Consider the following 25,462-nt stretch of genomic DNA (forward strand, 5'->3'; position numbering starts at 1 on the left):
CATTGAATCAGATGGGTTCGACCGTGGGAGCCGGCGAACCCGCCCATGTTAACCGATACGCCTGGCCCTTGCGGACATTCCCGACCAGGGCCGGGCGGAAGCACGCGAGGTTCGTGCCTCCGGGCCACCGCACGCTTGGGTAGATGATGCCCATCGAGCCGGCTTCCAGCAGTTCCGCCGCCAGCCGCTGCGAGGCGATGTAGCTGTCGGGGGCCAGGCACTCGGCGTAGGCGTCGATGCCGCGCAGGTCGTGGAAGCTGGCGGTGAAGTCGGCCAGCAGGGCCTGGTAGCTGACGCTGTCGTCGAAGCGGCCGATCTCCTGGTATTCGACGGTCTTGTGGAAGCCGACCTCGGCCAGCGCCGTCTCCAGCTCGAAGGCGCAGTACCAGGCGCCGCGCTCGCCGTCGTTGAAGCGGCTGCCTTCCGGGCGCGCATAGGTATAGGCCGCATTGATCATGCGGAAGTTGGGCACGCCGAACACCAGCTCGTCCATGCCGATGCCGGGGAGGAGTCCGGACTCGCCGCGCAGGCGGTCATTGGTGGCGTTGTCGAGGTCGAACAGGTCGCGCAGCATGGCATCGCTTTCCGCCAGCGGCGCCAGTACCGAGTCTTCGGCATCGGCGAAGCGGGACGGAATCAGGCGGACGGTGTCGAACTGGCGCAGCTGGGTGAGCCCGGGTTCCTGCCTGGAGACCAGTTTCACTCACAGCCCTCCGCGGCGGGCGTCGAGCAGGCGGCGCACGGTCTGCATCGACAGCAGCCCGCCGGCCAGCATGAAGGACAGCGGCGCGCGGCCATTGAAGACGGGATTGCTGTTCGGGAGATGCACCCATTCGTCCGCCAGCTTGTCGCCGTACAGGATGTGCAGGGCCTTGTAGATGCCGAGCAGGTAGGAGATGCGGGTGATGCGGTCGACTTCGAGCACACGGTCCGGATGCTTCTTCCATTCGTAGAAGGCGGACGAGGAGACGCCGCCGAGCAGCTCGCGCGCATCGTCGTCGCGTACCTGCCAGGCATTGGCGAGCTGGAAAAAGCCCTGCAGCGCGGAGCGCGACAGGCGTTCGCGTTGTGCGCGGTCGTTGAGGTCGACCAGCACTGCCGTTTCGAAGCGGCTCTTCGGGTAAGCGTAGGCGAGACTCATAGGAACCCTCCGATGTCGGACCATTTATACTCCGCTTCCGGACTCGATGCAAGTGACTTGTGCAAACGGTATTGCCGTGACAAAATTGTCCGCTTAGCAATAGCCGATTTCAAGCCCGAAGTTCAACATGTGGAGGACGCATGCGTCTGCTGTCGATTGGGGTTTTGTGTATCAGTATGTTCATGCTGGCGGTCGCCAGCGCGGCGCGGCCCTCGAACGCCGAGCTGAAGAAGCAGGTGGCCGACGCCGAACGCGCCTTCGCCGCCACCATGAAGGCGCGCGACCATGCGGCCTTCACCAGCTTCTTGTCCGAGGAAGCCGTGTTCTTCTCGGGCCCGGGCAGCGTGCTGCGCGGCCGCGAAGCCGTGTCCACCGCCTGGAAGAAATACTACGACGGCCACCAGCCGCCGTTCTCCTGGGAGCCGGAAGAAATCGAGGTTGTCGAGTCCGGCACCCTGGCCTACAGCGGCGGCCCGGTCTACGACGCCAGCGGCAAGAAGATCGGCCGCTTCAACTCGATCTGGCGGCTGGAAGCGCCAGGGCGCTGGAAGATCGTCTTCGACCGCGGCGAACAGCCGTGCAATTGCAAGCCCAAAATCGACACGCCCTGAGCGCGAATAATTCGTCGCCAATTCGGGGTCAGTAATTCGGGGTCAGAGCACTTTTTTAATGAAATTCGGGGTCAGAGCACTTTTTTAGGCAACGGCCCTGAGGAACTTGTCCAAAAATGTGCTCGGACGCCGAATTGACGATCTGGCGCCGGGAAAGACCGAGGGGCAAGAAGATCGGCGTCGATTCCGGCGAACAGCCGTACAACTGCAAGCCAAAATCGATATCCCTTGACCTGCAATAATTCGGGGTCAGAGCACTTTTTTAGACAACTGACCGCAGGAAGTTGCCAAAAAATGTGCTCTGACCCCGAATTGCATTTCTAATGTGCTCTGACCCCGAATTTAGCGGGCGAGATGAAAATGTGGCAGCACGTGCTCGGCGATCTCGTGGAAGGTCTCGTCGAGTGGCCGGCGGTTGCGGCGGAAGTGCAGGCCGACGTGGTCGACGCCGGCTGCGCGCAGTGCCTGCAGTTCGGCGATCAGTGCCTCGCGGCCGCCGCGCAGGCCGAAGCGCCAGCGCTGCAGGGGCTCGTCGGGCCGCTCGGCCAGGTCCAGGTGGATGAAGCTGGCGTAGGGCTTGGCGCCGGCCACCGCGCGCCAGGCGGCGACGCGGTGCTGGTGGTCCTCGGGCGTGCCGGGATAGGCCAGGCAGCCATCCATCCGTCCGCCGATCCAGGCCGGCTCCTGCTGGGCGAGACCGGCCACCAGCAGCGGCAGCGGCGCATCCATCTTCGGCAGCACGTCCAGTCCCGGCGGCAGGATAGCCTGCGCGCCATCGCGCAGCAGCGCCACCTGTTCGCGGAAGCTGCCGCCGCGCCCGGCGAAGTCGCGGCCGAACAGCGGATACTCGACCGGCCGGTCGCCGCTGGCCACGCCCATCAGCAGGCGGTTGCCGCTCAGGCGCTGCACGGTCGCGGCCGACTTCAGCGTGAGCAGGGGCTCGCGGATCGGCAGCACCACGGCGGCGGTGCCGAGCAGGATGTCGTCGGTGATGCCGGCCAGGTAACCCAGGTAGGAAAATACCTCGAACACCTGGGCCGCATCGCCGAAGGACGGGTCATACACCGGCACGTCGCGCACCCACAGGGCGCGGAAGCCGAGCCGGTCGGCCAGCCGCGCCAGGTCGGCATGGCGCTGCAGGTCCGGCTCGCCGGGCAGCCGCTTCGACGCGCGCCGGGCGTTCTCGCCGGCCTGGGTCCAGTCGTTGTCCAGCGGAGCTTCGATGCCGATGCTGAAACCACCGGAGGCAAGGCGAGCGAGCGCGGGGCTGTTCATGGCGGGTCTCCCTTCAGTCCCACACCGGCGCCAGGCCCTCGGGGCTGACTTCGCGGCCGTTGCGGTCGAGCGCCGCGATCAGCGCCATGTCGTCGGCGTCCAGCGCGAGTTCACGCGCCAGCAGGTTGCTGGCCAGGTTCTCGCGCTTCGTGGACGACGGAATCACCGCATAGCCCAGTTGCAGGGCCCAGGCGAGTGCCACCTGGGCCACGGTCGCCTGGTGCTTGTCGGCAATGCGCGCCAGCACCGGATCCTTCAGCACCTTGCCGTAGGCCAGGGTCATGTACGAAGTGACGGTGATGCCCTGTTCTTCCAGGAAGGAGGTCAGCTTGCGGCCCTGCAGGTAGGGGCTCAGCTCGATCTGGTTGGTGGCGATCTGTTCCTTGCCGACGACGTCGATGGCCTGCCGCGTCAGTGCGATATTGAAGTTGGAGATGCCGATCTGGCGCGTCAGGCCCAGGGATTTCGCTTCGGCCAGCGCTTCCATGGTCTCCGGCAGCTCGACGCCGTTGCCGGGCGCCGGCCAGTGGATCAGGGTCAGGTCGACATAGTCGGTGCGCAGTTTCTCCAGGCTCTCGCGCAGGCTGGGGACGAGCTGCTCCCGCGCATGGTTGGCGGTCCAGATCTTGGTGGTCAGGAACAGCTCGGAGCGCTGCACACCGCTTTCCGCCACGGCCTGGCCGACTTCGGCTTCGTTGCCGTAGATCTGCGCCGTGTCCACCGCCCGGTAGCCGAGCTCGAGTGCGGTCGACACCGAATCGATGACGGTCTGGCCGGTCAGGCGGAAGGTGCCGACGCCGAAGGAAGGGATCTTGCTCATGGTATATGTCCTTATCAAGTCGAATTAGATGGAAGAAGAGGAAGTGCAGGCCGCATCCCGCTGGCGCCCGGCATTGCCGATCCAGACCAGGGCGAGACCGCCGGCAGCGAGCGCCGCGCCGACGTAAGGCACAGCCGCATAGCCGAGTCCCTGGCCGATGACCACGCCGCCAAGGGCCGCGCCGACCGCGTTGCCGAGGTTGAAGGCGCCGACGTTCACCGACGAAGCCAGACCCGGCGCCTGGGAGGCAGCCTGCATGACGCGCATCTGTACCGGCGGCACGATGCCGAAAGCCGCGGCACCCCAGACCAGCAGGCCGATGGAGGCGCCGACATGGGTTTTCATCAGCAGCGGCAGCAGCACCATGACGACGGCGAGCGAAGCGAGGATCAGCTTGGTGGCGCCATCCAGCGACCAGTCGGCCAGGCGGCCGCCCAGGCTATTGCCGACGGTGAAGCCGATACCGATCAGTACCAGGGCGAGGGCGACGAAGCCCGGGCTGGCCTGGGTGATCTCGGCCAGCATCGGTGCCACATAGGTGTAGAGCGCGAACATGGCGCCCGAGCCCAGTACGGTGGTGCCCATGGCCAGCAGCACTTCGCGGCTCGTCAGCACCTTCAGCTCGCGGCGCACGTCCGGACGTTCGCCCGGTTCACCCTTCGGCAGGGCCAGCCACAGCGCGCCGATGGTGATCAGGCCCAGTACGGCGGTGCCGCCGAAGGCAAGACGCCAGCCGACCTGCTGGCCGATCCAGGTGGCTGCCGGCACGCCGCCGACGTTGGCGACCGTCAGGCCCATGAACATGGCCGCGATCGCGCTGGCCTGTTTCTCTTTCGGCACCACGCTGGCGGCCACGACGGCGCCGATGCCGAAGAAGGCGCCATGGTTGAGGCTGGTGATCAGGCGCGACAGCAGCAGGGTGGTATAGCCTGGCGCGAATGCCGACAGCAGGTTGCCGACCGTAAAGATAAGCATCAGCGACATCAGCGCCGCCCGTTTGCCGAAGCGGCTGAACAGCAGGGTCATCACCGGGGCGCCGACCATCACGCCGATCGCGTAGGCGGACACGAGCATGCCGGCGGTGGGGATGTTGACGTTCACGCCGTCGGCGATCACCGGCAACAGCCCCATGGGCGTAAATTCGGTGGTGCCGATCGCAAAGGCGCCGGTCGCCAGGGCCAATAAGGCGGTTGAAGATTTCATTGCAGCTCCTTGAAGAAGAATCCGTCGGTTTTTTCGATGGAAGTATTGTCCTTGGTTTATATTTGCGGATTAAGACCCTGATCGACCAAAGACTTTTGCGTTTGAATCAAAAATGAAGACAACCCTCGACGAAATGCAGGCCTTCGTGGCCGTAGTGGACACGGGCTCGCTCACCGGCGCGGCGGAACTGCTGGGGATGACGGTATCGGCGACCAGCCGCGCGCTGGGACGGCTGGAAGAAAAGCTGCAGACGACGTTGCTGCGCCGGACGACGCGGCGGCTGGAATTGACGGAAGAGGGCGCGACCTTCCTGGAACATGCGCGCACCATCCTGGATTCGGTCGACGCGGCGGAAGAACAGATGGCGGCGCGGCGCATGCGCCCGGCCGGGCGGCTGCGGGTCGATGCGGCCACGCCCTTCATGCTGCATGTGCTGGTGCCGCTGATCGAAGGCTTCCGCGCCCGCTATCCGGACGTGGAGCTGGAATTGAACTCGAACGAAGGCATCACCGACCTGATCGAAAAGCGCACCGACGTGGCCCTGCGCATCGGTGTCCTGAAGGATTCGACCTTGCACGCCCGGCTGGTGGGAACGAGCCGCATCCGCGTGCTGGCCAGCCCGGCCTATCTGGCGCGTCACGGCACCCCGGCCGGACCGGAGGAACTGGGGCAGCACGTGCTGCTCGGCTTTAACCAGCCCGAGACCCTGAACGACTGGCCGCTGCGCGATACCGACGGCTGCACGCTGCGCATCCGCCCGACCATCGCCTCGTCCAGCGGCGAGACACTGCGGCAGATGGCGCTGGCCGACCTCGGCATCGTCTGCCTCTCGGATTTCATGACCCGCGAAGACCGCGCGAACGGCCGGCTGGTCCAGCTCTTCCCGGAACAGACCCTGGACGTGCTCCAGCCCATCAATGCCGTCTACTACCGCAACACGGCGCTGGCCGCCCGCATCACCTGCTTCGTCGACCACGTGGTGGCGGTACTGGGCAAGCGTCCGTTCGAGGCCTGATCGGGTTTTCTAGTCCTTGACCTTGCCGCGCAGCGCCTTGATCTGGCCGCTGCGGGTCTTTTCGTCCAGCCGGCGGCGTTGGGATGAACGCGTCGGCCTGGTCGGGCGCCGCACCGCCTGCACCACGGCCGCCTTGTCGATCAGCTCCTGCAGTCGCCGCAGGGCGTCTTCCTTGTTGGCTTCCAGGCTGCGCGACTGCTGGGCTTTCAGCACCAGCACGCCATCCTCGGTGATACGGCTGTCGCGCATCGCCAGCAGGCGCTCCTTGACATGGTCCGGCAGTGAGGAGGCCTTGACGTCGAAACGCGCGTGCACGGCGCAGGAGACCTTGTTGACGTTCTGCCCGCCCGGACCCTGGGCCCGGATCGCGCTGAACTCGACCTCGTCCGGATTCAGCTTCACACCGGCTCGGCGTGCTCGACCAGCAGCTGGACCTTGGTCACGCCGTTGTACTCGTTGGCGTCCAGCCGGAAGGCCACGCGCGCGCGTTCGCCCAGGGCGGCCGTGTTGCCGAACCAGATCGCGTCGTAACGCCGGCCGTTCCGCTCGAGCAGCAGTTTCAGGTGCTTCTCTTTGAGGACGCGCTGGCTGACCACGCGGAACTCGTCGCAGAACACCGGCGGCGCGAAGCCCTGGCCCCAGACCTGGCCGTCCAGCAGCTCGATGAACTGCACGGTATAAAAATCGTCTTCCAGCGGGCCGTCGGTCTCGACCACCCGCTCGAGCTGGGCTTCGCTCAGCCACGCCCGGCCGATGGCTTCGAAGGCCTCGCGGAAGGTGTCGAAGTGCTCATGCCGGATCGACAGGCCGGCCGCCATCGCGTGGCCGCCGAACTTGTCGATCAGTCCCGGTACGCGCTTGGACACGAGGTCCAGCGCATCGCGCATGTGGAAGCCCGCGATCGAGCGTCCCGAACCCTTGATCCAGCCGTCGCCGGCCGGGGCGAAGGTAATGGTCGGGCGGTAGAACTTCTCCTTCAGGCGCGAGGCGACGATGCCGATCACGCCCTGGTGCCAGCCCTCGTCGAATACGGCGATCGTGCTGGCGTCCGACGGGCTGAAATCGTCCAGGTGGAGCAGGGCGGTGTCCTGCATCTCGGCCTCGATCTCGCGGCGCTTCAGGTTGATCTCGTTGAGCTGCTGGGCGATCTGCCAGGCGCGGTCTTCATCGTCCGTTACCAGGCACTCGATCCCGAGCGACATGTCTTCCAGCCGGCCGGCGGCGTTCAGGCGCGGACCCAGGGCGAAGCCCAGGTCGAAGGGCGAGGCGCAGCGCGCTTCGCGGCCCGCCACGCGGAACAGCGCGGCGATGCCGGCATGCATGCGGCCCGCGCGCATGCGCTTCAGGCCCTGGGCGACCAGGATGCGGTTATTGGTGTCGAGTTTGACGACGTCGGCCACCGTGCCCAGTGCGACCAGGTCGAGCAGGGAATCCAGCTTGGGCTGGGAGACGGCGTCGAACACGCCGCGCTTGCGCAGTTCGGCACGCAGGGCCAGCAGCACGTAGAACACGACCCCGACCCCGGCCAGGTGCTTGCTGGGGAAGCCGCACTCGGGCTGGTTGGGATTCACGATCACGCGCGCGTCCGGAAGATGGTCGCCCGGCAGGTGGTGGTCGGTGACCACGACCTCGATGCCGCGCGCACGCGCCGCCTCGACGCCGTCGATGCTGGCGATGCCGTTGTCGACGGTGATGATGATGTCGGGCGATTTTTCGCGCGCGGTCAGCTCGACGATTTCCGGCGTCAGGCCGTAGCCGTACTCGAAACGGTTCGGCACGATATAGTCGACGTGGGCACCCATCGAGCGCAGGCCGCGCAGGGCGGTGGCGCAGGCGGTGGCGCCGTCGCAGTCGTAGTCGGCGACGATGGTCATCTTCTTCCGGCTTTGGATGGCGTCGGCCAGGTACACGGCGGCGGCGTCGATCTGCAGCAGGGCGGTGGGCGGCAGCAGGGCCTGCAGTTCGCTGGCCAGCTCGCGCGGGTCGGACAGGCCGCGCGCGGCGTACACGCGGGCCAGAACGGGATGGATTCCGCCCTGGGCCAGCTGCTCGCTCTGGCGGCCGGGGAAGGGACGGGTGGAGATACGGGTCTTCACTTCTTCAGATGTTCCAAGGTCGGACGGCGCCAGAATTTGCGCTGGGCCATCGGTGTGGTCGTGGTTTCCAGGTGGCCGTCGCGGTGGCTCAGCACCAGCCGCAAGGCCTTGATACGGCCCTTCTTGAGGGCCGCCAGCAGGGGCGCGAACAGCGTCTGCTCGAGGGTGTGCATTTCCTGCAGCCAGGCGTGCCAGTCGGCCGCGATGGCCGCGGCGGCGGCGTTGCCGCAGACGAGCAGGCGGCCCTTATCGGCACCCCCGTCGCCATCGGCAATCAGGGCGCCGATGCCGTCCAGGCTGTCGAGGCGCTGGTCGGCCAGGGCCGTCAGCCAGCCCGGCGCGGCATAGGTGGCCACCGCGGGCTGGGGCGCCAGCTTGCCGGCGGCGCGCGCCACCAGTTTCAAGGCATGCTCGGCCGCCACGCTCGACGCGCCCCAGGGCCAGATCGAATTGATCGGGGCCTGGCCGCGCGCTTCGCGGGCCGCGTTGACAGGGTGGGTGTACCAGTTGACCTGGACTTCGTTCTGCAGCTTGCGGAAGGCGCGCGCCTGCGCCCCGGCCGGCACCCAGTCGGTCAGGTTCATGCCGACCGCGGCGTCCGGGCTGGCGGTCTGGATGCCGTCCCAGGTGTCGGCGCGCAGGAACCAGGTGTCGGGCGCGCCGTACAGCAGCGCGTGGCCGGCCTCCTCGCAGCAGGCGCGCGCGCTGTCGAACAGGCCGCGCGCTTCATCCTCGCGCAGGTCGAGCCGGCGCGTGTCGCCCATCATCAGGTGGCTGTGGGCGATCTGGATGTGGGCCGGGTTCACGATGAACCAGGTGCCGTCGCCCGGATCGAGGCCGTAGCCGCGCATGCTGCTGGTGGCGAAGCCGGGCGCGGTGCCGTTGGCCAGGCCGAGGCTGCGCGCGATCCAGAGTTCGTGCGGCAGCACGCGCGCGCTGCCCTCCAGCGGGCGGAACATTTGGCTGGAAGAACGCGACAGCAGCGCCGCCAGGGCCGGGGCATCGAGGGCGCGGATCAGGTCGGGCGCGAATTCGGGAACGGGGAGGGCGAACGGCAGGACGAGCGATATGTGGGCCATGGCGTATTGTAGGACAAATGGACGGTCCGCGAGAACAGCGGCCAGCCTGAAATCTTTATTTCAATCGTGACAAGCTCTCACATGGATGAGCTTTGTATGGCACACTGCGGGCCTCGAGCAGCGTTTATCATGGAGCCCATGAGCATCATCCACAAATTGCCCTACGAATGGCTGGTCGGCCTGCGCTATACGCGGGCCGGCAAGCGCAGCGGCCGGAACAGTTTTATCTCCTTTATTTCGCTGATTTCGGTGTCCGGCATCGCCCTCGGGGTGGCCGCGCTGATCGTGGTGCTGTCGGTGATGAATGGTTTTCAGAAGGAAGTGATGGACCGCATGCTGTCGGTGCTGGCCCATATCGAGGTCTTCGACGCCAGCGGCAGCATGCCCGACTGGCGCCAGGAAGAGCAGCAAGCCTTCCGCAACCCGGCCGTGCGCGGTGCCGCGCCCTTCGTCGAGACCCAGGGCCTGCTGGTGCGCGACGACGTCATGAAGCCGGCAGCCATCCGCGGCATCCTGCCGGAAGAAGAGCACAAGGTATCAAGCGTCGGCAAGCAGGTCCGCCAGGGCAGCCTGCAGAACCTGCGTCCGGGCGAATTCAACATCGTGCTGGGCTATGTGCTGGCGCGCTCGCTCGGCGTCGGCGTCGGCGACAAGGTCACCATGATGCTGGCCCAGGCCCAGACCACCCCGGCCGGCATGGTGCCGCGCACCCGCAGCTTCACGGTGGCCGGCATCTTCGAGGCCGGCCATTACGAATTCGATTCGGCGATGGCCTTCGTCCACCTGCAGGACGCCGAGCGCATGGAGCGCCTGCAGGCGCCGATGGGCCTGCGCCTGCGCATCGCCGACATGCACCAGGCCCCGCAGGTGGCTGCGGAACTCAAGAAGTCGATGCCCGGCGACCTGGTCATGCGCGACTGGTCCAAGCTGAACGCCAACTGGTTTGCCGCCGTCCAGACCGAAAAGCGGATGATGTTCATCATCCTGACCCTGATCATCGCGGTGGCCGCGTTCAACCTGGTCTCGACCCTGGTGATGACGGTGACCGACAAGCAGCCCGACATCGCGATCCTCCGCACGCTCGGCTCATCGCCGCGCTCGATCATGAAGATTTTCATGATCCAGGGCGCCCTGGTCGGCATCATGGGCACCATCGCCGGCGTCGCGCTGGGGGTGCTGGTGGCCCTGAACATCGACGTGATCGTGCCCTTCATCGAGCACCTGTTCGGGATCCAGTTCCTGTCCAAGGATATCTACCTGATCAGCGAGATCCCCTCGGACATGCGCTGGCCGGACGTTTTCAAGATCGGCGGCGTGTCGGTGCTGCTGGCTTTCGTGGCGACCCTGTATCCGAGCTGGTCGGCGTCGCGCGTGAAGCCCGCGGAGGCCCTGCGCTATGAATGACATGCGAAAAGAAATGAGCAATACCATGAACACTGCCGGCGCGCCGGTCCTGTCCTGCCGCGGCGTCGGCAAGACCTTCCGCGAAGGCGACTACGCCGTGCGGGTGCTGGACAATATCGACTTTTCCATCGGCCGCGGCGAACGCGTGGCCATCGTCGGCGCCTCCGGGTCCGGCAAGTCGACCCTGCTGCACATCCTCGGCGGCCTCGATACCCCGAGCGGCGGCGCGGTGGTGCTGCAGGGCGAGGACTTCGCCGCGCTGTCGGAAACCCGGCGCGGCGAGCTGCGCAACGCTTCGCTCGGCTTCGTCTACCAGTTCCACCACCTGCTGCCGGAGTTCTCGGCGCTGGACAACGTCGCCATGCCGCTCCTGATCCGCCGCGTGAAGCGCGAGGAGGCGGTGGCGCGCGCCGAAGCCATGCTGGCCAGGGTCGGCCTGGCCAAGCGCGCCATCCACCGGCCCGGCGAACTCTCGGGCGGCGAGCGCCAGCGCGTGGCCCTGGCGCGCGCACTCGTCACCGAGCCGGCCTGCGTGCTGGCCGACGAGCCGACCGGGAACCTCGACCACAACACCGCCGAGACCATCTTCGACCTCATGCTGGAACTCTCGCGCACCCTCGGCACCGCCTTCGTGATCGTGACCCACGATCCGGAACTGGCGCGCCGCTGCGACCGCGTGCTGCGCCTGACCGAGCACGGACTGCAGGCCGAACAGACCTGAACCGCCATGTGGATCGACACCCACTGCCACCTCGACGCCCATGAGTTCGGCGACGAGTCCCTGCAGGTCGCGGCGCGCGCAGGGCAGGCCGGGGTGTCGATGATCGTGATCCCGGCCGTCGAACGCGGCAACTTCGAGATCGTTCGCAAGCTGGCCCATGCCGCCCCGAACGCCAGCTACGCGCTCGGCATCCACCCGATCCATGTGCCGCGGGCGACCGAGGACGACCTGGCGCTGCTGCGCCACCTGGCCGAAGAGGCGATGGCGGACCCGCGCTTCGTGGCCATCGGCGAGATCGGCCTGGACTTTTTCATCCCCATGCTGTGCGAGCCGGCCATGCGCGAGAAGCAGGAGCTTTTCCTGCGCGAGCAGCTTCGCATCGCGCGCGATCTCGGCCTGCCGGTGCTGACCCACGTGCGCCGCTCGCAGGACCAGGTGCTCAAGCACGTGCGCCAGATCAGGCCGAACGGCGGCATCGCCCACGCCTTCAACGGCAGCTTCCAGCAGGCGCAGAACTTCATCGACCTGGGATTCCGCCTCGGCTTCGGCGGCGCCATGACTTTTACGCGCGCACTGCAGATCCGGCGTTTGGCGGCGGAGCTGCCGCTGGACGCCATCGTGCTCGAGACCGATGCGCCCGACATCGCCCCCAGCTGGATCCACCCCGGCCGCAACAGCCCCGAGGAGCTGCCGGCGATCGGCCGCATGCTGGCCGGGCTGCGCGGCGTGCCCGAATCCGAGGTCGGCGCGGCCACCTGGCGCAGCGCGTTGGGCGCGATTCCACGCCTGGAAAAGCTGCTCGCGCCTTGAAGATCGTCTAAGCGCTCGCTTCCTCGCCCATCCTGCATGCATGGTGCCGTGCGCTGACACCGTGAGGCGCAGCAGACGCACCGTCGCGCGCGCCGGTTTCCGCGTTCACGCAGCCACGACCATTCCGGCAGAATGAAGTTCCGTCCGGAGCTGCCCTGAAGCGTATGACGCATTGCAATGTTTGCTCCACGCACCGTGGAAGAATGGGTGCTTCCGCGGCACGACGGCACGCATGGAGGAGACACGGTGGAGAGCGCGAGCGAATTCCTGCGGCTGCTGCAGCACGAGAAGTCCCTGAGCACGGCCCATCGCCCCCTGCGCCTGCGCCTGGCGCACGCCGGGCAGCTCTCCGAGGACGTCCTGCTGCCGCAGCGGGTGGTGGGCAGCGAGGCGGTCTGCGGCGGCATCGAGTATCGCGTCGCCTGCCTGGCCGGCAGCCCGCACCTGCCGCTCAAGGAACTGATCGCACTGCCGGCCGAGATCCAGTTCGTCACCGACCGCGGCCACCTGCGCAGCGTCTGCGGCCTAGTCACCGAGGCGCGCGCCGGCGATTCCGACGGCGCCCTGGCGGCCTACGAACTGGTGCTGCGCGACGTTTTCGCGGTGATGGAAAAGCGCAGCAACAGCCGCGTGTTCCGCTATCAGAACGAGCTGGAGATCGCGCAGGTCCTGTGCGACGAATGGCGCCACTCGAACACCGTGCTGGCGAATGCCTTCGAACTGGAAATCGACCCGCTGATCGACATGCGCGACTACCCGCCGCGCGAACAGACCATGCAGCACAACGAATCGGACGCCGCCTTCGTGCGCCGCCTGCTGAAGCGCCGCGGCATCGCCTGGGTCTTCCGTCCGGGACGCAGCCGCAACACGGCGGTCGACCCCGCCCACGACCGCACCCCGGCCCATACGCTGCTGCTGTTCAGCGACGCCGGCAGCCTGCCGCGCAATGCCGCCGGCAGCGTGCGCTACCACCGCGACGGCATCGCCGACGGCCGCGACACCGTGACCTCCTGGACCGCCGCGCGCCGCCTGCAGCCCGGCGTCACCACCCGCCATAGCTGGGACTACAAGAACCCGGCCGGCGGGCAGTTCATGACTGCCAGCGCGCGCAGCATGGCCGACCAGGGCCCGAGCGGCAACCAGCTCGCCGCCACCCTGGACGACTACCTGATCGAGATGCCGCACGCCGGCAACGACGTCGACGACCACTGGCGCCTCGGCCACGTGCGCATGAGCCGCCACGAATTCGAATCGAAGTGCTTCCACGGCGAGGGCAGCGTGCGGGACTTCTGCGCCGGCCAGTATTTTTCGCTGGAAGACCATCCCGAGATCGATACCCACCCGGCGCCCGAGCGCGACTTCGTCATCACCGAACTGCGCGTGGTGGCCGACAACAACCTGCCGCGCGAGCTGGCCGCGCCGGTGTCCTCGCTGCTCGGCACGGTCGGACCGGCGTCCTCCGCGGAAGGCGGCGGCCGCGTGCGAATCGCCTTCAGCGCGGTCCGGCGCGGCATCCCCATCGTACCCGCCTTCGACCCGCGCAGCGATCTGCCGCATCCGCAGCTGCAAAGCGCGATCGTGGTCGGCCCGCCGAACGAAGACGTGCATTGCGACGCGCTCGGCCGCGTGAAGATCCGCTTTCCCGGCATGCGCGCCGCCGACCACGAGCATGCGCGCGGCGCCGGCGCCTCCGGCGGCCCCGCGGATTCCGCCTGGGTGCGGGTGGCTTCGAACTGGGCCGGCAACGGCAGCGGCAGCCAGCACCAGTCCGGCGACATTCAGCTGCCGCGCGTCGGCACCGAGGTGCTGGTGGCCTTCCTGGGCGGCGACCCGGACCGCCCCATCATTCTTGCCCAACTGTACAACCAGCGCTCGGCGCCGCCGGCCTTCAACGGCGCGGGCAAGCTGCCGGGCAACCGCTATCTGTCCGGCACCCGCACCCGCGAAATCGGCGGCGCACGCGGCAACCAGCTGCGCTTCGACGATACCCGCGGCCAGATCAGCGCCCAGCTGGGCAGCGATCACGGTGCCTCGGAACTCAACCTGGGCTGGATGACCCGGCCGCGCGACCACGGCGGCGCCGAAGCGCGCGGCGAGGGCGCCGAACTGCGCAGCGAGCTGTCGGTGGCGGTGCGCGGCGCGCAAGGTGTGTTGATCAGCGCCGAGCCGGGCGAGGGCGGTTCCACCGGCCAGCTCGGGCGCGCCGGCCTGGTCGGCCTGGCCGAAGTCATGCAGGGCATCCTCGACGAAGTCGGCAAGCTGGCGGCCGTCCACAACGAAGACGAGCCCTCGCAGCAGCGCCTGGCCGCGCTGGTCGAAAAGCTCAAGCGCTGGCATGAAGGCAGCAACGTCGCCGAGGGCGCCGCTGGCGGCGGCGCAGCCATCGTCGCCGCCAGCGCCCCGGCCGGCGCGATCGTCGCCAGCAGCGACAACCTGGCGCTGGGCGCGGCCAGCAAGGTGGACGTGGTGAGCGCCGGCGACGCCGAGATCTCGACCGGCCGTAACATCTTCCTGCGCGCCGCCCGCGGCCTGAGCCTGTTCGCCCACGAGATGGGCATGAAGCTGGGCGCGGGGCGCGGCGACATCGTCGTCCAGACCCACCTGGGCAACATCCAGATCAAGTCGTCCGGCCGCATCAGCCTGATCGCCGCCGAACGCATCGAGCTGGAGGCGCCGGCCGTAAAGATCATCGCTCCTGGCGCCACCACCGACTGGATCGACGGCAAGATCACGCACCAGAGCAGCAGCCAGCAGATCCACAAGGGCTCCGACTTCATCTACTTCGGCCCCGGCGGCGCCAGTCCGAAGGACGTGCGCCTGCCTGCTTCGCACCTGCACACCGACGAATACGTGGTACTGCGCCACCTGCAGACCGGCGCGCCGATCCCGAACCAGCGCTATCGCGCCACCTTCGAAGACGGCCGCACCGTGACCGGACGCACCGACGACCAGGGCCGGACTTCGCTGCTGATCGGAGAAATGATCGGCGGCGTCGACATGGCCTACCTTCCCGAAGACGACGATCCGGCCGCCTGAGCCGGATCCATTACCTCACACGGAGCGCGCATGGCAGACCCGACCCGCCCATTGCCGAACCTCGTCCCGCAGCCGGACGGCAGCTGGACCGGACGCACGGTGCTGACGCCGACGGCGCTCAAGACCAGGGGCTTGTTCACGATGCCGCCGTCAAAGGTGGTGCCGGTGATTGTGGTGCCGGGGATTATGGGGACGAATTTGCGGGCGGCGAAGGATTCGAAGAAGCCTGAGAACAGGGCACTCAAGAGGGGAGAAGCCGCTTGGCGCGCTCCGAATGGTATAGCTGAGGGGCTTTATGCCTCGCGCGCATGGAAGGGGCGCGATCCGATAGCGAGACAGAATATTCTTGATGGCGACACACTCGAAGTGGATGACGGCGGGAGCATTTCTTTGCCGTTGGAGGCACGCAACTATGGCATGCTGGAAAAAGAGGTACGTGGGCGTCACTGGGGCGAAGTGCATTGGGGCTCGTATGGCAATCTGCTGTATGGGCTACACGTCGGCCTGAACCACACCTACGAAACGAGCGTGCTCGACAATGTACGTGTGTTGTGCCGGCACTGGAAGGAAATCATGGCCTGTGATCCGGAAAGATGGGGGGAGCGCTCGGTTCAAAAGATCACGGAAAAGGAACTCGAAAAGCACGCCGAGTATTACTTTCCGGTGTACGCGTGTGGATACAACTGGCTTGAATCCTGTGAGGACTCGGCAAAGCGCCTGCGTCAGCGCATCGAAGAGACGATCAAGTTCTGGACTGATAACAAGCGCCAATGCAGTAAGGTCATCCTCGTGACACATTCGATGGGTGGCTTGGTTGCCAGAGCTTGCGCCAAACAAATCCCGGAACACATACTAGGTGTCATTCATGGCGCCATGCCCGCATTCGGCGCTCCGGCCTGCTATCGCCGAATTGCGTGCGGTACTGAAAGCTGGAGCCCCAGCAATGGATCCCTTGACAATACGAAAGCGGAGTTTGTGGCCGACATATTAGGGGGGCGGCCGGAACTTACGATGCCGATAATGGCTACCGCACGCGGCCCGCTGGAACTTTTGCCTAACCATTTGTATCCGGGACCATGGCTGCATGTGTGCATGCTAAGTCGAGTCAATAACAAGGACGTACCACGTGACGTGGTTCATCTGCCGGGTGGTAACCCCTACGACCTTTATCGCGACATGAATTCGTGGTATCGACTCGTCGATCCAGCACTGATCGATCCCGCTGGACACTATAAAAATGACGAACGGAGCGCCAAGAAAGCTGTTCTTGAAGCGATCGATCATACAGAACGATTCCACCGCGACACCCTGGATACTTATTACCACCCAAATACCTACGCATTCTACGGCGCGGATCGGGCACACCTGTCGTTTGGTGCCGTCCGCTGGGTGGCCCGTGTTCCGGGTGGTGATGCGGTCTTTACTGAGGCGAATCTGCGTCGCGCTCGCTTGTTGGGATACCGGGAAACTGTAGGGCGGCGTGTCCAGGTTGAGGGAAAGACGACGCTGGAATTTGTGCCGGCACGGCAGGATGTGGGCGGTGATGGCACCGTTCCACAGCAATCTGGAGCAGGACCGCGAGGGAAGATCCGGCATATATTCGAAATGCGCGGCATTGAGCATCAGGAAGCTTTCAATGACGATAGTGTCTTGCTGCTCACGCAACATCTCGTTGTTAAACTGGTGCAGGAGTCGCCATGAGTTTGGCGAAAAATCCTGTTGCTAAAGCTTATCCGGCGGAGACTTCTTACTGTCCAGATCTCAGGACCGGCACTTCAGCCCGTAGTGACGAAAAACTGCTTGCAACTAACGAAATACTTGCGCCTTCGCAAGGCTACGTCGAGCTGCTGCCATGTCGCTGCGACAATCACCCTATCCTCAAGCCAATTCAGAAGTTGCCATGACGCGAATAAGGAAACGCGGATGGCGGGAACTCATCGTCCTGCTGGCAGCCCTCGCGTGTGCGGGAAGCTGGGCCGCCGGCCAAGTCCGCAGCATGCGCGACAGATCCGAGGTGGCAAAAATGACGGAAAAGATGAAAACGGTATGCGTCGGACGCTACCTGATCGATGTCCCGAGTCAAGCTGAAGTTGACCTCACACATGAAAGGATCGATGGGTTCGAAATTGTATCGGCTGAAGAATCCGAGTTTGAATTCCAGCAGCGTCTTGCCACGCGTGAGGTCGAGATCAACCAGAGGAGCGCCGGATCGGCAAGTAGGGGCGGGGGCGGAATTGTCGAGTCACGCGAACTTCGCATTCCAGGGATGATTGGTCGAACAATTATTTTTGGCCGCACACGTAGCTACGAGTTCATAGAAGGACAAAAGGTAGATGTCGAGTGGGTATCGGTAGAGGCTTATGCGCATACTGCTGGGATGAGCTTTACATTGTCAGCGAAATATGTGGACGAGTCCGATGCTAAAGCGGTTGAAGGGCTGCTTGCACGGCTACAAATGCGCGGGGAAGACGAAATACCAACGGTCCCAGGCTTTTGCGTTTCGCGTGCAATCTTCGCCGAGCCGCTGCCTGCGCACAAAAGTGAACAAGTCGCCATGCACCTCAGCATGCCGGACCACCCGGATGTGGCGCTGACGCTTTTAAGCGTCGCAGGTGGCCGTCCCGGGCCAGGTGTGCTTGCACGATATGCAAAGATGGATGCGAACGCCGGGGCCGACGAACTATTGCGGGTAACTAAACTTCGTGCCGAACCACGTAGCATCAATGGCATGGACGGCGAGGAACTTGTCGAACGCATTCGCGAGTTCAATTTTACGACGACATACACGCTCAACTGGGAGCATCGCGGCGCGGATGGGGATCTTTTGCGACCATACTTGTCACTTGAAGCACAGGCCGGCATAGGCGAGCGTCCTGGCGGTAAGCCGGCCGGCGCGAGCTTGCACGAGGACGCTTTGCTGGCACTATGGGATAACGTTGTTTCCAGCGTCCGTTTGCGCAAGAACAAGCCACCACCAAGCTCGGGTCCGGAGCCTGGACCCACGGGCCCTATGCTGGGTGCCATGGTCCAGGCGGGTGAGGTCTGTCCACAGACTGGATGGTGGCGCTGCAGCGACGTCGCCGAAGGTATGATTGTTTATGGGGGCCGGGTCCAATACACTCGCAAAGACGTACGCATGCCTCAAGCGCTGCTGCTGCCGCGCCAGACTTTGTGGCAAAAGCTGAAACGCATTCAACCGAGCGTGGAGATTCCTCGACGTACAGCCTGGACTTTGGTTGACAAACGCATGCGCCCGCGCAGTATGCCTGCAGTGGCGTTGGCGCCCGCCGTCACGCCGTCACCTGGCCTAAGCCTCGTTGCCGCCGACCACTCCGCAATAGCCATCGGTGCATATATTCGCACCGGAGAAGTTTGTCCCGCCAGCGGTTGGTGGCGCTGTGAAGAGGCGCATGCGCTGGACGGCACGCGTTGGTTTGCTCGGGGGAGCGTGCTGCCGCCCGCTACGTTCCGAGTGCCGGCTGGTGTGTTTGCGAAAGCTGCCGGTCCAGATGTCATCCAGCGTCGCAGTACATGGCAATTGATGCGGCATGCCGAGGCTGCCCTGTCGGTGGCACCTGCTCCAGTTCCGGCAGAGGGCTTGTCTGCCGATGATCCGCCTGCATCAGTCTGATCTGCCGCCATCCTCTTGTCATCTATTGAGCGCCCTTTGGGAGAAGACGCAAATGCGCCGATGGCTCTACGTCGTGATTTCGTTGATGGCCTTGGGCTCTATGGGAAGCTGGGCGTTCAGCGAGGCTCGCAGCATGCGCGACAGGTCCGAGGTGGCGCACATGACGGAAAAGATGAAGACAGTGTGTGTCGGCCGCTACGTGGTCGATGTACCTGCCCAAGCCGAAGTCAGCGTTTCCGGCAGTATCCTGGACGGATTCGAGCTTGTCACGGTCGAAGAGAGCGAGACGGCTTTCCGTCGGCGAGTCGCGGCGCGCGAAGCCGCGATCGAAGCGAGCCAAGCGGATCCGGCTACTAATACCGAAGGGGGAATGGTCGAGGCGCACGATCTTCGAAACGCAGGTATGGTCGGGCGAACTTTCCTATACGGGCGCAGCCGCGGGTATTTGATGAAAGGGGATCGGCGTGTCTATAGTGAATCGGTGTCAGTCGACAGTCACGCACATATCGGCGGTGTAAGCGTCTCTCTATCAGCCGATACGACGCAAGAATCGAGGGTGGCTGAGGCTGAGGCACTTCTTGCGCGGATACGGAGGCGTGGCGACGATGAGGTCTCCAGCTTGCCCGGCTTTTGTGTCGAACGCGCCGTCTTTGTCGATCCGCTTCCTGTTCACAGCGGCGAACACATCGTGATGCATCTTGATCTGCCTGAATACCCTGATCTGGAGTTGTCCCTCGCCAGTATCGCTGGTGCCCGCCCTGGCCCAGGTTTGCTAGCCCGGATAGCCGAAACGGACGCAAGGACGACGCCGGACATGATGCTGCGAATGACGAAGCTTCGGGAAGGCAAACGCAAGATCAACGGTGTCGATGGAGAGGAGGCTCTGCTTCGCGCCCGTGAATACAATCTCATTAAAACGTATGGCTTCAACTGGGAAGCGCACGGCACTCCTGACGATCCGGCACTGCCTTACCTGTCCCTGGAGCTCAGAACTGGAATCAGCGCGCGCCCGGGCGGCAAACCGGCCGACACAAGCCTGCACGAAGACGCACTACTGGCACTATGGGATCGCATCGCCTCCAGTATCCGCCTCCGGAACCCGGACAAGGCCAGCCGCCGCCCGAATTCCACTTCAGTAGATCCGCGGCAGCCCGTCGCCCCCTGAGCGCCCGTCCACGATATCCACGATGCGCAGCGCCATCCTGGGGTTCACAACCGGCGTGCTGGTACTGCAGTCCTCCGCCGGGCTCCCATCCATCGGCGTGCTGATCACCTGCGGCGCCGGCGTCGTCGCACTGATCGCGCTGGCGAAGCGCCCCGGAAGCTTCAGCAAGGATGCGGGCAAGGCCTGCGCCGCCGCCATCGCTGGCGCGGTGCTCGGCTACGCCTGGGCCGCGCTGGTGGCCTACCACGCCCTGGCTCCCCGACTGTCCGCTGATGACGAAGGCCGCGATCTCACCATCGTCGGCATCGTCGACAGCCTCCCATATCGCTTCGAACAAGGCCTGCGCTTCAATCTCCAGGTCGAACGCACGGAAACCCCGGGTGGCACCGTCCCGCCGAGGATCGCACTCTCCTGGTACGCCGACCGTCGCGGCGAAGCGAAACTGCCCGCAACGCTGATGCCCGGCGAGCGCTGGCGCCTGACAGTCCGCCTGCAGCGGCCCCACGGCAATGCCAATCCCGGCGGTTTCGATTACGAAGCCTGGCTGCTGGAGCAGGGCGTGCGCGCCACCGGCTATGTGCGCGCCGACGACGCCAATGTCCGCCTGGACGCCTTCGTGCCGCGCTTCGGCACCGTGGTCGAGCGCAGCCGCGCCCTGCTGCGCGAACGCATCCTGCGCGCGCTCGAGGGGCGGCAGTACGCAGGCGTGATCGTCGCGCTGGTGATCGGCGACCAGCGCGGCATCGACCAGTCGGACTGGCAGGTCTTCAACCGCACCGGCATCGGCCACCTGATTTCCATCTCGGGCCTGCACATCACGATGATTGCCGGGCTGGCGGCGCTGGCGGTCTCGAGCCTGTGGCGGCGATCCTTCTTCACCGGCGCCCAGCTGCCCTTGCGGCTGCCGGCGCAAAAGGTCGCCGCCTTGAGCGGGGCGCTGGTCGCGCTGTTGTACGTGCTGCTGGCCGGCTTCGGCGTGCCGGCCCAGCGCACGCTCTACATGCTGACGGTGGTGGCGCTGGCGCTGTGGATGGGCAGGCAGTCCAGCGTCACCCACGTGCTGTGCGCGGCACTCGGCGTGGTCGTGCTGCTCGATCCCTGGGCCGTGCTGTGGCCGGGGTTCTGGCTGTCCTTCGGGGCGGTGGCGGTGATCCTGTTCGGTGGCCACGGCAGGATTGCGCCGCATGAGACCGGGTTGCGCAACAAGATGGCGCTGGCCGCCCGCACCCAGTGGTCGGTGACCTTGGGACTGGTGCCGCTGACCATGCTGCTGTTCGGCCAGGTGTCGCTGGCCAGCCCGCTGGCGAATGCGGTGGCGATCCCGCTGGTGAGTTTTATCGTGACGCCGCTGGCGCTGCTGGGCAGCCTGCTGCCCGCGCCCTTGTCCGGCTGGCTGCTGGTGGCGGCACATGCGGCGGTCGAGGGGCTGGCTGCTGCGCTCGGCCATCTGTCCGCGTTGCCGGCGGCGGTCTGGCGCGCACCGTCGCCCCAGCCCTGGGTGTTCCTGCTGGCCCTCGGCGGCACGCTGTGGATGCTGATGCCGCGCGGCTGGCCGCACCGCTGGGCCGGCGCCGCGGCCTGGCTGCCGCTGCTGCTGCAGATGCCCGAGCATCCTGAGCCTGGGCGCTTCCGGGTTATCGCCTTCGACGTCGGCCAGGGCATGGCGCTGCTGGTCGAGACGTCCGGCCACCGCCTGCTGTACGACACCGGTCCCGGCTACGCGCCCGGCCTGGACGCCGGCAGCCGCGTGCTGCTGCCTTATCTGCGCATGCGTGGCATCGGCGTGCTCGACGGCATGGTCGTGAGTCACGGCGACCTCGATCACACCGGCGGCGCGCTGGCGGTGCTGGGCGAACAGCGGGTCGGCTGGGTTGCCTCGTCGCTGGAGGATGGCCATGCCATCGTGCGCGCAGCGCGGCGCCACCTGCGCTGCACGGCGGGCCAGCAGTGGGAGTGGGACGGCGTCCGCTTCGAGATGCTGCATCCGCCGGCGCCGATCTACGCGGACCCGAAGCCGAAGGCGAATGCGCGCAGCTGCACCGTCAGAATCTCGAACGGGCGCACGGCGATCCTGCTGGCCGGCGACATCGAGGCGGCCCAGGAAGCGGCGTTGGTCTCGGCAAACGCAGCGGGCCTGCGTGCCGATGTGCTGCTGGCGCCGCACCACGGCAGCGGCACCTCGTCGACGGCGCCCTTCCTCGCGGCCGTGCAGCCGAGCGTGGGCGTGTTCCAGGTAGGCTGGCGCAACCGCTACAAACATCCCAAGAACGAGGTCTTCGAACGCTACGGCCAGCTCGGCATCGAGCGCCTGCGGACCGACGAGCAGGGCGCCGTCACCCTGGAGTTCGGCGACGCGGTCGGCTACGAGGACTACCGCCGCCGGCACGCCCGCTACTGGTACGCCGGGCCGCGCTAGATCAGGCCTCGCGCGGCAAGGTAATCGTCACCCGCAAGCCGCCACCGGCGCGGTTCGCCGCCGTGATCCGCCCGCCATGGGTCTCGACCACGCGCTTGGCGATCGCCAGGCCCAGGCCGTGGCCGTCGACGTTGTTCTGTGTCGGATTCGAACGAAAGAAGGGATCGAAGATCTTGCCCATGTCTTCCTCGGCGATGCCGGGTCCGCGGTCCAGGACTTCGATGTGCACCGAACCGTCCTCGGGGTGCAGGGCGACGTCGACCGCGCCGTCCGCGCCGCCATGCTTGACGGCGTTGCGCACGATGTTCTCGACCGCGCTCCACAGGAGGTCGGGCGCGCCGCGCACCGTCACCGGGACCGGTGCGTCGACGTCGATGCGGGCGCCGGCTTCGAAGCGCGCATCGTCCGCGATCTGGTCGACCATCTCGACCAGGTCGACCTGTTCCATCGCCGGCGGCTTGCTGGTCGCGTCCAGGCGCGACAGGGTCAGCAGCTCGCCCACCAGGCGGTCCATGCGCACGCTTTCGCGTTCGATGCGGTCGAGCGAAGCCTGGATCTTTTCCGGCTGCTGGTGGGCCAGGCCGATCGCCGCCTGCAGGCGCGCCAGCGGCGAGCGCAGTTCGTGGGAGACGTCGTGCAGCAGGCGGCGCTGGCCGTCCATCAGGGCGCGCAGCTGGGCGCTCATGCGGTCGAAGTCCTGGCCCAGTTCGGCCAGCTCGTCGCCGCCGACCGCCATCCTGGTCTCGGCGAACTTGGGCGCGAGATCGCCGGCGGCGGCGGATTCGAAGGCGCCGCGCAGGGCGCGGATCGGGCGCGAGAAATACCAGGCGAGGAGGGCTGCGAACAGGAAGCTGGCCAGAGTCGCGGCGACGATCGGCAGCCAGCGGCCGACGTGGCGTCCGAACTCGGGCGGCAGGCCGAATCCGCCGCCGGGGCCGCGTGGACCGGGACCGAGGCCGGGACCGAGCCCGGGACCGGTGCCGCGGCCCGAGCCATAGCCGCCGGCGTCGCGCGAGGCGATCCGGGGGCCGGGCAGGGCGCCCACGCCGGCACCGGCCCCGGCGCCCGCGCCGCCGGCAAACCCGGGCTTCGGCATCTCGCCGCCGGCGCCCGGATAGGGGCCCGGGACGCGCGAAGCAAATGCCAGGTAGCGCCGGCCGTCCGGGGCGGTCAGGCGTGCGACGGCATGGAGGGACTGCGGGCCGGCTTCGAGGTCGCGTTCGACCTGCTCGCGCAGCTTGACCGGCACCGAGCGCCCGAGCAGTTCGTGGCCCTGCTCGTCGAGCACATACAGGCGCACGCGGCGGTTGCTGGCGGCCAGTTCGCGCAGGCCGTCGATGCCGCCGTGTCTCAGGGTGGCAGTGGCCGCGTCGAGCATGATGGCGGCGGGCGGGCCGACGTCCAGCGTCGGTTCGGTGTTGCGATGCCGGGCCTGGTCGCGCAGCCACACGGTGCCGCCGATGCCGATCGTGGCCGCCACCTGGGCGAGCAGGATCGACAGGAAGAACTTCCAGAACAGCCGGCCCATCGTTATTCGCGGATCAGCTGGTAGCCGAGACGGTAGACGGTCTGCAGGCAGGAGCGGCCGTCCGCCAGCGTGCCCAGCTTGTGGCGCAGGCTGCTCAGGTGGACGTCGATGTTGCGGTCGAAGCGGGCCAGCGGACGGCCCAGGCCCTGTTCGGACAGGTCGTTCTTGCTGACCGGGCGGCCGGCGTTGCGGGCCAGGACTTCGAGCAGGTTGAATTCGGTGCTGGTCAGTTCCAGCGGTACGCCGTCCCAGGTGGCGCGGCGCTGTTCGGGCAGCATGGTCAGCTTGCCGACCGACAGCGTGATGCCGGTTCCCTCGGTGCCGGTGCCCTGGGTGCGGCGCAGGATGGCGCGCACGCGGGCAGTCATCTCGCGCGGGGTACAGGGCTTGGTCACGTAGTCGTCGGCGCCCAGTTCGAGGCCGAGGATGCGGTCGGCGTCGTCGCCGCGGCCGGTCAGCATCAGCACGGGGATGCGGCTGGCGGCGCGGATGCGGCGCAGGGTCTCGATGCCGTTCATGCGAGGCATCATCACGTCGAGGATGACGATGGCGTAATGGCCGCTGAGCGCTTCGCGCGCCCCGGCTTCGCCGTCGTGGGCACAGGCCACCCGGAAGCCTTCCTGCTCCAGGTATTCGGTGAACATCCCGACCAGTTCGGTATCGTCGTCGATTAACAGCACTTGAGTCATGTTCGCATCTTAGCAAATGGCGGGAAATGGGGCAGCCGGCCATGGATTCTCTTTACCTCGTTTTACACCGGCCTAACACCACTTAACAGAGGCGCACACGACAATGCGGCATCCCAACCACTCAAGGATGCACGACATGAATCCGACGCGCAAAATCATCGCCGCCGCACTGCTCGCGGCCTGCTGTGCCACCACCTTCGCCGCCGGCCAGCTGGAAGCCCCTCCGGCTGACGGCGGCCAGGACGCCGCCCAGGGCCGCGAAGGCCGCGGTCCTGGTCCTGGTCCCGAAGCGGAAGGCCGTGGCCCTGGCGGTCCCGGTTTCGGCCACGGCGGCGAGCACAGTGGCGGTCCGGGCTTCGGCCACGAGGGCGGTCCCGGATTCGGCCATCACGGCGGCCTGCACCTGACCGAAGCCCAGCAGGACAAACTGTTCGCGATCCGGCATGCCGCCGCGCCGCAGCACCGCCAGCAGGAAAAGGCGGTGCGGCGCGCCCACGAAGCCCTGCGCGCCCTCGGCGACGCCGCCCAGTTCGACGAAGCCAGGGCCAGTGCCGCCTCGCGCGAGCTCGGCCAGGCGATCGCCGCCGAGGCGCTGCTGCAGGCCCGCGTCCACGCCCAGGTGCTGGCCGTGCTGACGCCCGAACAGCGCGAGCAGATGCGCAAGCGCCGCCCGCAGCCGCCGCAAGAGCGTCCCTGATCGGGAAGGGAGGCGCCGACGGCGATGCGGTGTGCTGCACCTGGTGCTGCCGGCTGTAGGCGTTTCCCTCTAAACGGAAAGCGCGCCGGCAACCCGTGCGCTGCAATGCCCTTACAATGGGCGGC

General features: G+C 66.4%; 21 protein-coding genes. 11 read left to right on the forward strand and 10 right to left on the reverse strand.

Annotated features, from left to right (window positions below):
- Positions 1–7: 7 nt before the first annotated feature.
- Both AB4Z32_RS11735 and AB4Z32_RS11740 read right to left on the reverse strand, forming a co-directional pair.
- Positions 8–703, reverse strand: a complete 696-nt coding sequence (locus AB4Z32_RS11735) for an RES family NAD+ phosphorylase (protein ID WP_442122022.1) — start codon at positions 701–703, stop codon at positions 8–10.
- The gene (locus AB4Z32_RS11740) at positions 704–1,141 is read right to left on the reverse strand and encodes an MbcA/ParS/Xre antitoxin family protein (RefSeq protein WP_442122023.1); all 438 of its coding nucleotides are present in this window, start codon (positions 1,139–1,141) and stop codon (positions 704–706) included.
- Between the two features lie 182 nt (positions 1,142–1,323).
- Between AB4Z32_RS11740 and AB4Z32_RS11745 the strand changes: the two genes are divergently transcribed.
- Positions 1,324–1,752, forward strand: a complete 429-nt coding sequence (locus tag AB4Z32_RS11745; protein ID WP_442122024.1) for a YybH family protein — start codon at positions 1,324–1,326, stop codon at positions 1,750–1,752.
- 342 nt (positions 1,753–2,094) lie between these two features.
- Here AB4Z32_RS11745 and AB4Z32_RS11750 read toward each other — a convergent pair whose 3' ends face one another.
- Genes AB4Z32_RS11750 through AB4Z32_RS11760 form a run of 3 tightly spaced genes read right to left on the reverse strand, consistent with a single transcriptional unit; the run spans position 2,095 to position 5,050 of the window.
- Entirely contained in the window at positions 2,095–3,027 is a 933-nt protein-coding gene (locus AB4Z32_RS11750; RefSeq protein ID WP_442122025.1) for a TIGR03571 family LLM class oxidoreductase, read from the reverse strand.
- A 13-nt stretch (positions 3,028–3,040) separates the two neighbouring features.
- The gene (gene dkgB, locus AB4Z32_RS11755) at positions 3,041–3,847 is read right to left on the reverse strand and encodes a 2,5-didehydrogluconate reductase DkgB (RefSeq protein WP_442122026.1); all 807 of its coding nucleotides are present in this window, start codon (positions 3,845–3,847) and stop codon (positions 3,041–3,043) included.
- Positions 3,848–3,871: 24 nt separating this feature from the next.
- Positions 3,872–5,050, reverse strand: a complete 1,179-nt coding sequence (locus AB4Z32_RS11760; protein ID WP_442122027.1) for an MFS transporter — start codon at positions 5,048–5,050, stop codon at positions 3,872–3,874.
- A gap of 112 nt (positions 5,051–5,162) precedes the next feature.
- Here AB4Z32_RS11760 and AB4Z32_RS11765 point away from each other — a divergent pair, with 112 nt between their 5' ends.
- Positions 5,163–6,065, forward strand: coding sequence for a LysR substrate-binding domain-containing protein (locus AB4Z32_RS11765; protein WP_442122028.1), 903 nt, complete (start codon positions 5,163–5,165; stop codon positions 6,063–6,065).
- A 9-nt stretch (positions 6,066–6,074) separates the two neighbouring features.
- Here AB4Z32_RS11765 and arfB read toward each other — a convergent pair whose 3' ends face one another.
- Genes arfB through AB4Z32_RS11780 form a run of 3 tightly spaced genes read right to left on the reverse strand, consistent with a single transcriptional unit; the run spans position 6,075 to position 9,240 of the window.
- Positions 6,075–6,467, reverse strand: a complete 393-nt coding sequence (gene arfB / locus AB4Z32_RS11770; RefSeq protein ID WP_442122029.1) for an alternative ribosome rescue aminoacyl-tRNA hydrolase ArfB — start codon at positions 6,465–6,467, stop codon at positions 6,075–6,077.
- The gene (gene recJ, locus AB4Z32_RS11775; protein ID WP_442122030.1) at positions 6,464–8,161 is read right to left on the reverse strand and encodes a single-stranded-DNA-specific exonuclease RecJ; all 1,698 of its coding nucleotides are present in this window, start codon (positions 8,159–8,161) and stop codon (positions 6,464–6,466) included. Before recJ ends, arfB begins: the two co-directional genes overlap by 4 nt.
- The gene (locus tag AB4Z32_RS11780) at positions 8,158–9,240 is read right to left on the reverse strand and encodes a hypothetical protein (protein ID WP_442122031.1); all 1,083 of its coding nucleotides are present in this window, start codon (positions 9,238–9,240) and stop codon (positions 8,158–8,160) included. The genes recJ and AB4Z32_RS11780 overlap by 4 nt, the downstream gene beginning before the upstream one ends.
- Before the next feature lie 138 nt (positions 9,241–9,378).
- Here AB4Z32_RS11780 and AB4Z32_RS11785 point away from each other — a divergent pair, with 138 nt between their 5' ends.
- From AB4Z32_RS11785 to AB4Z32_RS11820, 8 genes are all read left to right on the forward strand, one after another.
- Entirely contained in the window at positions 9,379–10,644 is a 1,266-nt protein-coding gene (locus AB4Z32_RS11785) for a lipoprotein-releasing ABC transporter permease subunit (RefSeq protein ID WP_442122032.1), read from the forward strand.
- A 13-nt stretch (positions 10,645–10,657) separates the two neighbouring features.
- Complete coding sequence (gene lolD, locus AB4Z32_RS11790) at positions 10,658–11,365, forward strand: lipoprotein-releasing ABC transporter ATP-binding protein LolD (protein ID WP_442122033.1); 708 nt, start codon at positions 10,658–10,660, stop codon at positions 11,363–11,365.
- A 6-nt stretch (positions 11,366–11,371) separates the two neighbouring features.
- Positions 11,372–12,175, forward strand: a complete 804-nt coding sequence (locus AB4Z32_RS11795; protein WP_442122034.1) for a TatD family hydrolase — start codon at positions 11,372–11,374, stop codon at positions 12,173–12,175.
- Between the two features lie 177 nt (positions 12,176–12,352).
- Positions 12,353–15,211 (forward strand): type VI secretion system Vgr family protein, encoded by a 2,859-nt coding sequence (locus tag AB4Z32_RS11800; RefSeq protein ID WP_442122035.1) that lies wholly within the window; start codon positions 12,353–12,355, stop codon positions 15,209–15,211.
- Between the two features lie 30 nt (positions 15,212–15,241).
- Positions 15,242–16,912, forward strand: a complete 1,671-nt coding sequence (locus AB4Z32_RS11805; protein WP_442122036.1) for an esterase/lipase family protein — start codon at positions 15,242–15,244, stop codon at positions 16,910–16,912.
- A 151-nt stretch (positions 16,913–17,063) separates the two neighbouring features.
- Entirely contained in the window at positions 17,064–18,842 is a 1,779-nt protein-coding gene (locus AB4Z32_RS11810) for a T6SS immunity protein Tli4 family protein (RefSeq protein ID WP_442122037.1), read from the forward strand.
- Positions 18,843–18,894: 52 nt separating this feature from the next.
- A complete protein-coding gene (locus AB4Z32_RS11815; protein WP_442122038.1) occupies positions 18,895–20,007 on the forward strand; it encodes a T6SS immunity protein Tli4 family protein in 1,113 nt (370 codons plus the stop codon).
- 22 nt (positions 20,008–20,029) lie between these two features.
- Entirely contained in the window at positions 20,030–22,423 is a 2,394-nt protein-coding gene (locus tag AB4Z32_RS11820; RefSeq protein WP_442122039.1) for a DNA internalization-related competence protein ComEC/Rec2, read from the forward strand.
- Position 22,424: 1 nt separating this feature from the next.
- On the opposite strand, the gene AB4Z32_RS11825 is transcribed toward AB4Z32_RS11820, so the two are convergent.
- Both AB4Z32_RS11825 and AB4Z32_RS11830 read right to left on the reverse strand, forming a co-directional pair.
- A complete protein-coding gene (locus tag AB4Z32_RS11825) occupies positions 22,425–23,951 on the reverse strand; it encodes a sensor histidine kinase (RefSeq protein ID WP_442122040.1) in 1,527 nt (508 codons plus the stop codon).
- 2 nt (positions 23,952–23,953) lie between these two features.
- A complete protein-coding gene (locus AB4Z32_RS11830; protein ID WP_442122041.1) occupies positions 23,954–24,640 on the reverse strand; it encodes a response regulator transcription factor in 687 nt (228 codons plus the stop codon).
- 136 nt (positions 24,641–24,776) lie between these two features.
- Between AB4Z32_RS11830 and AB4Z32_RS11835 the strand changes: the two genes are divergently transcribed.
- On the forward strand, positions 24,777–25,337 hold the full coding sequence (locus tag AB4Z32_RS11835; protein WP_442122042.1) for a Spy/CpxP family protein refolding chaperone: 561 nt from the start codon (positions 24,777–24,779) through the stop codon (positions 25,335–25,337).
- Positions 25,338–25,462: the final 125 nt, after the last annotated feature.

The sequence above is a fragment of the Massilia sp. 2TAF26 genome (assembly GCF_052115005.1).
Taxonomy (GTDB): Bacteria; Pseudomonadota; Gammaproteobacteria; order Burkholderiales; family Burkholderiaceae_D; genus Telluria.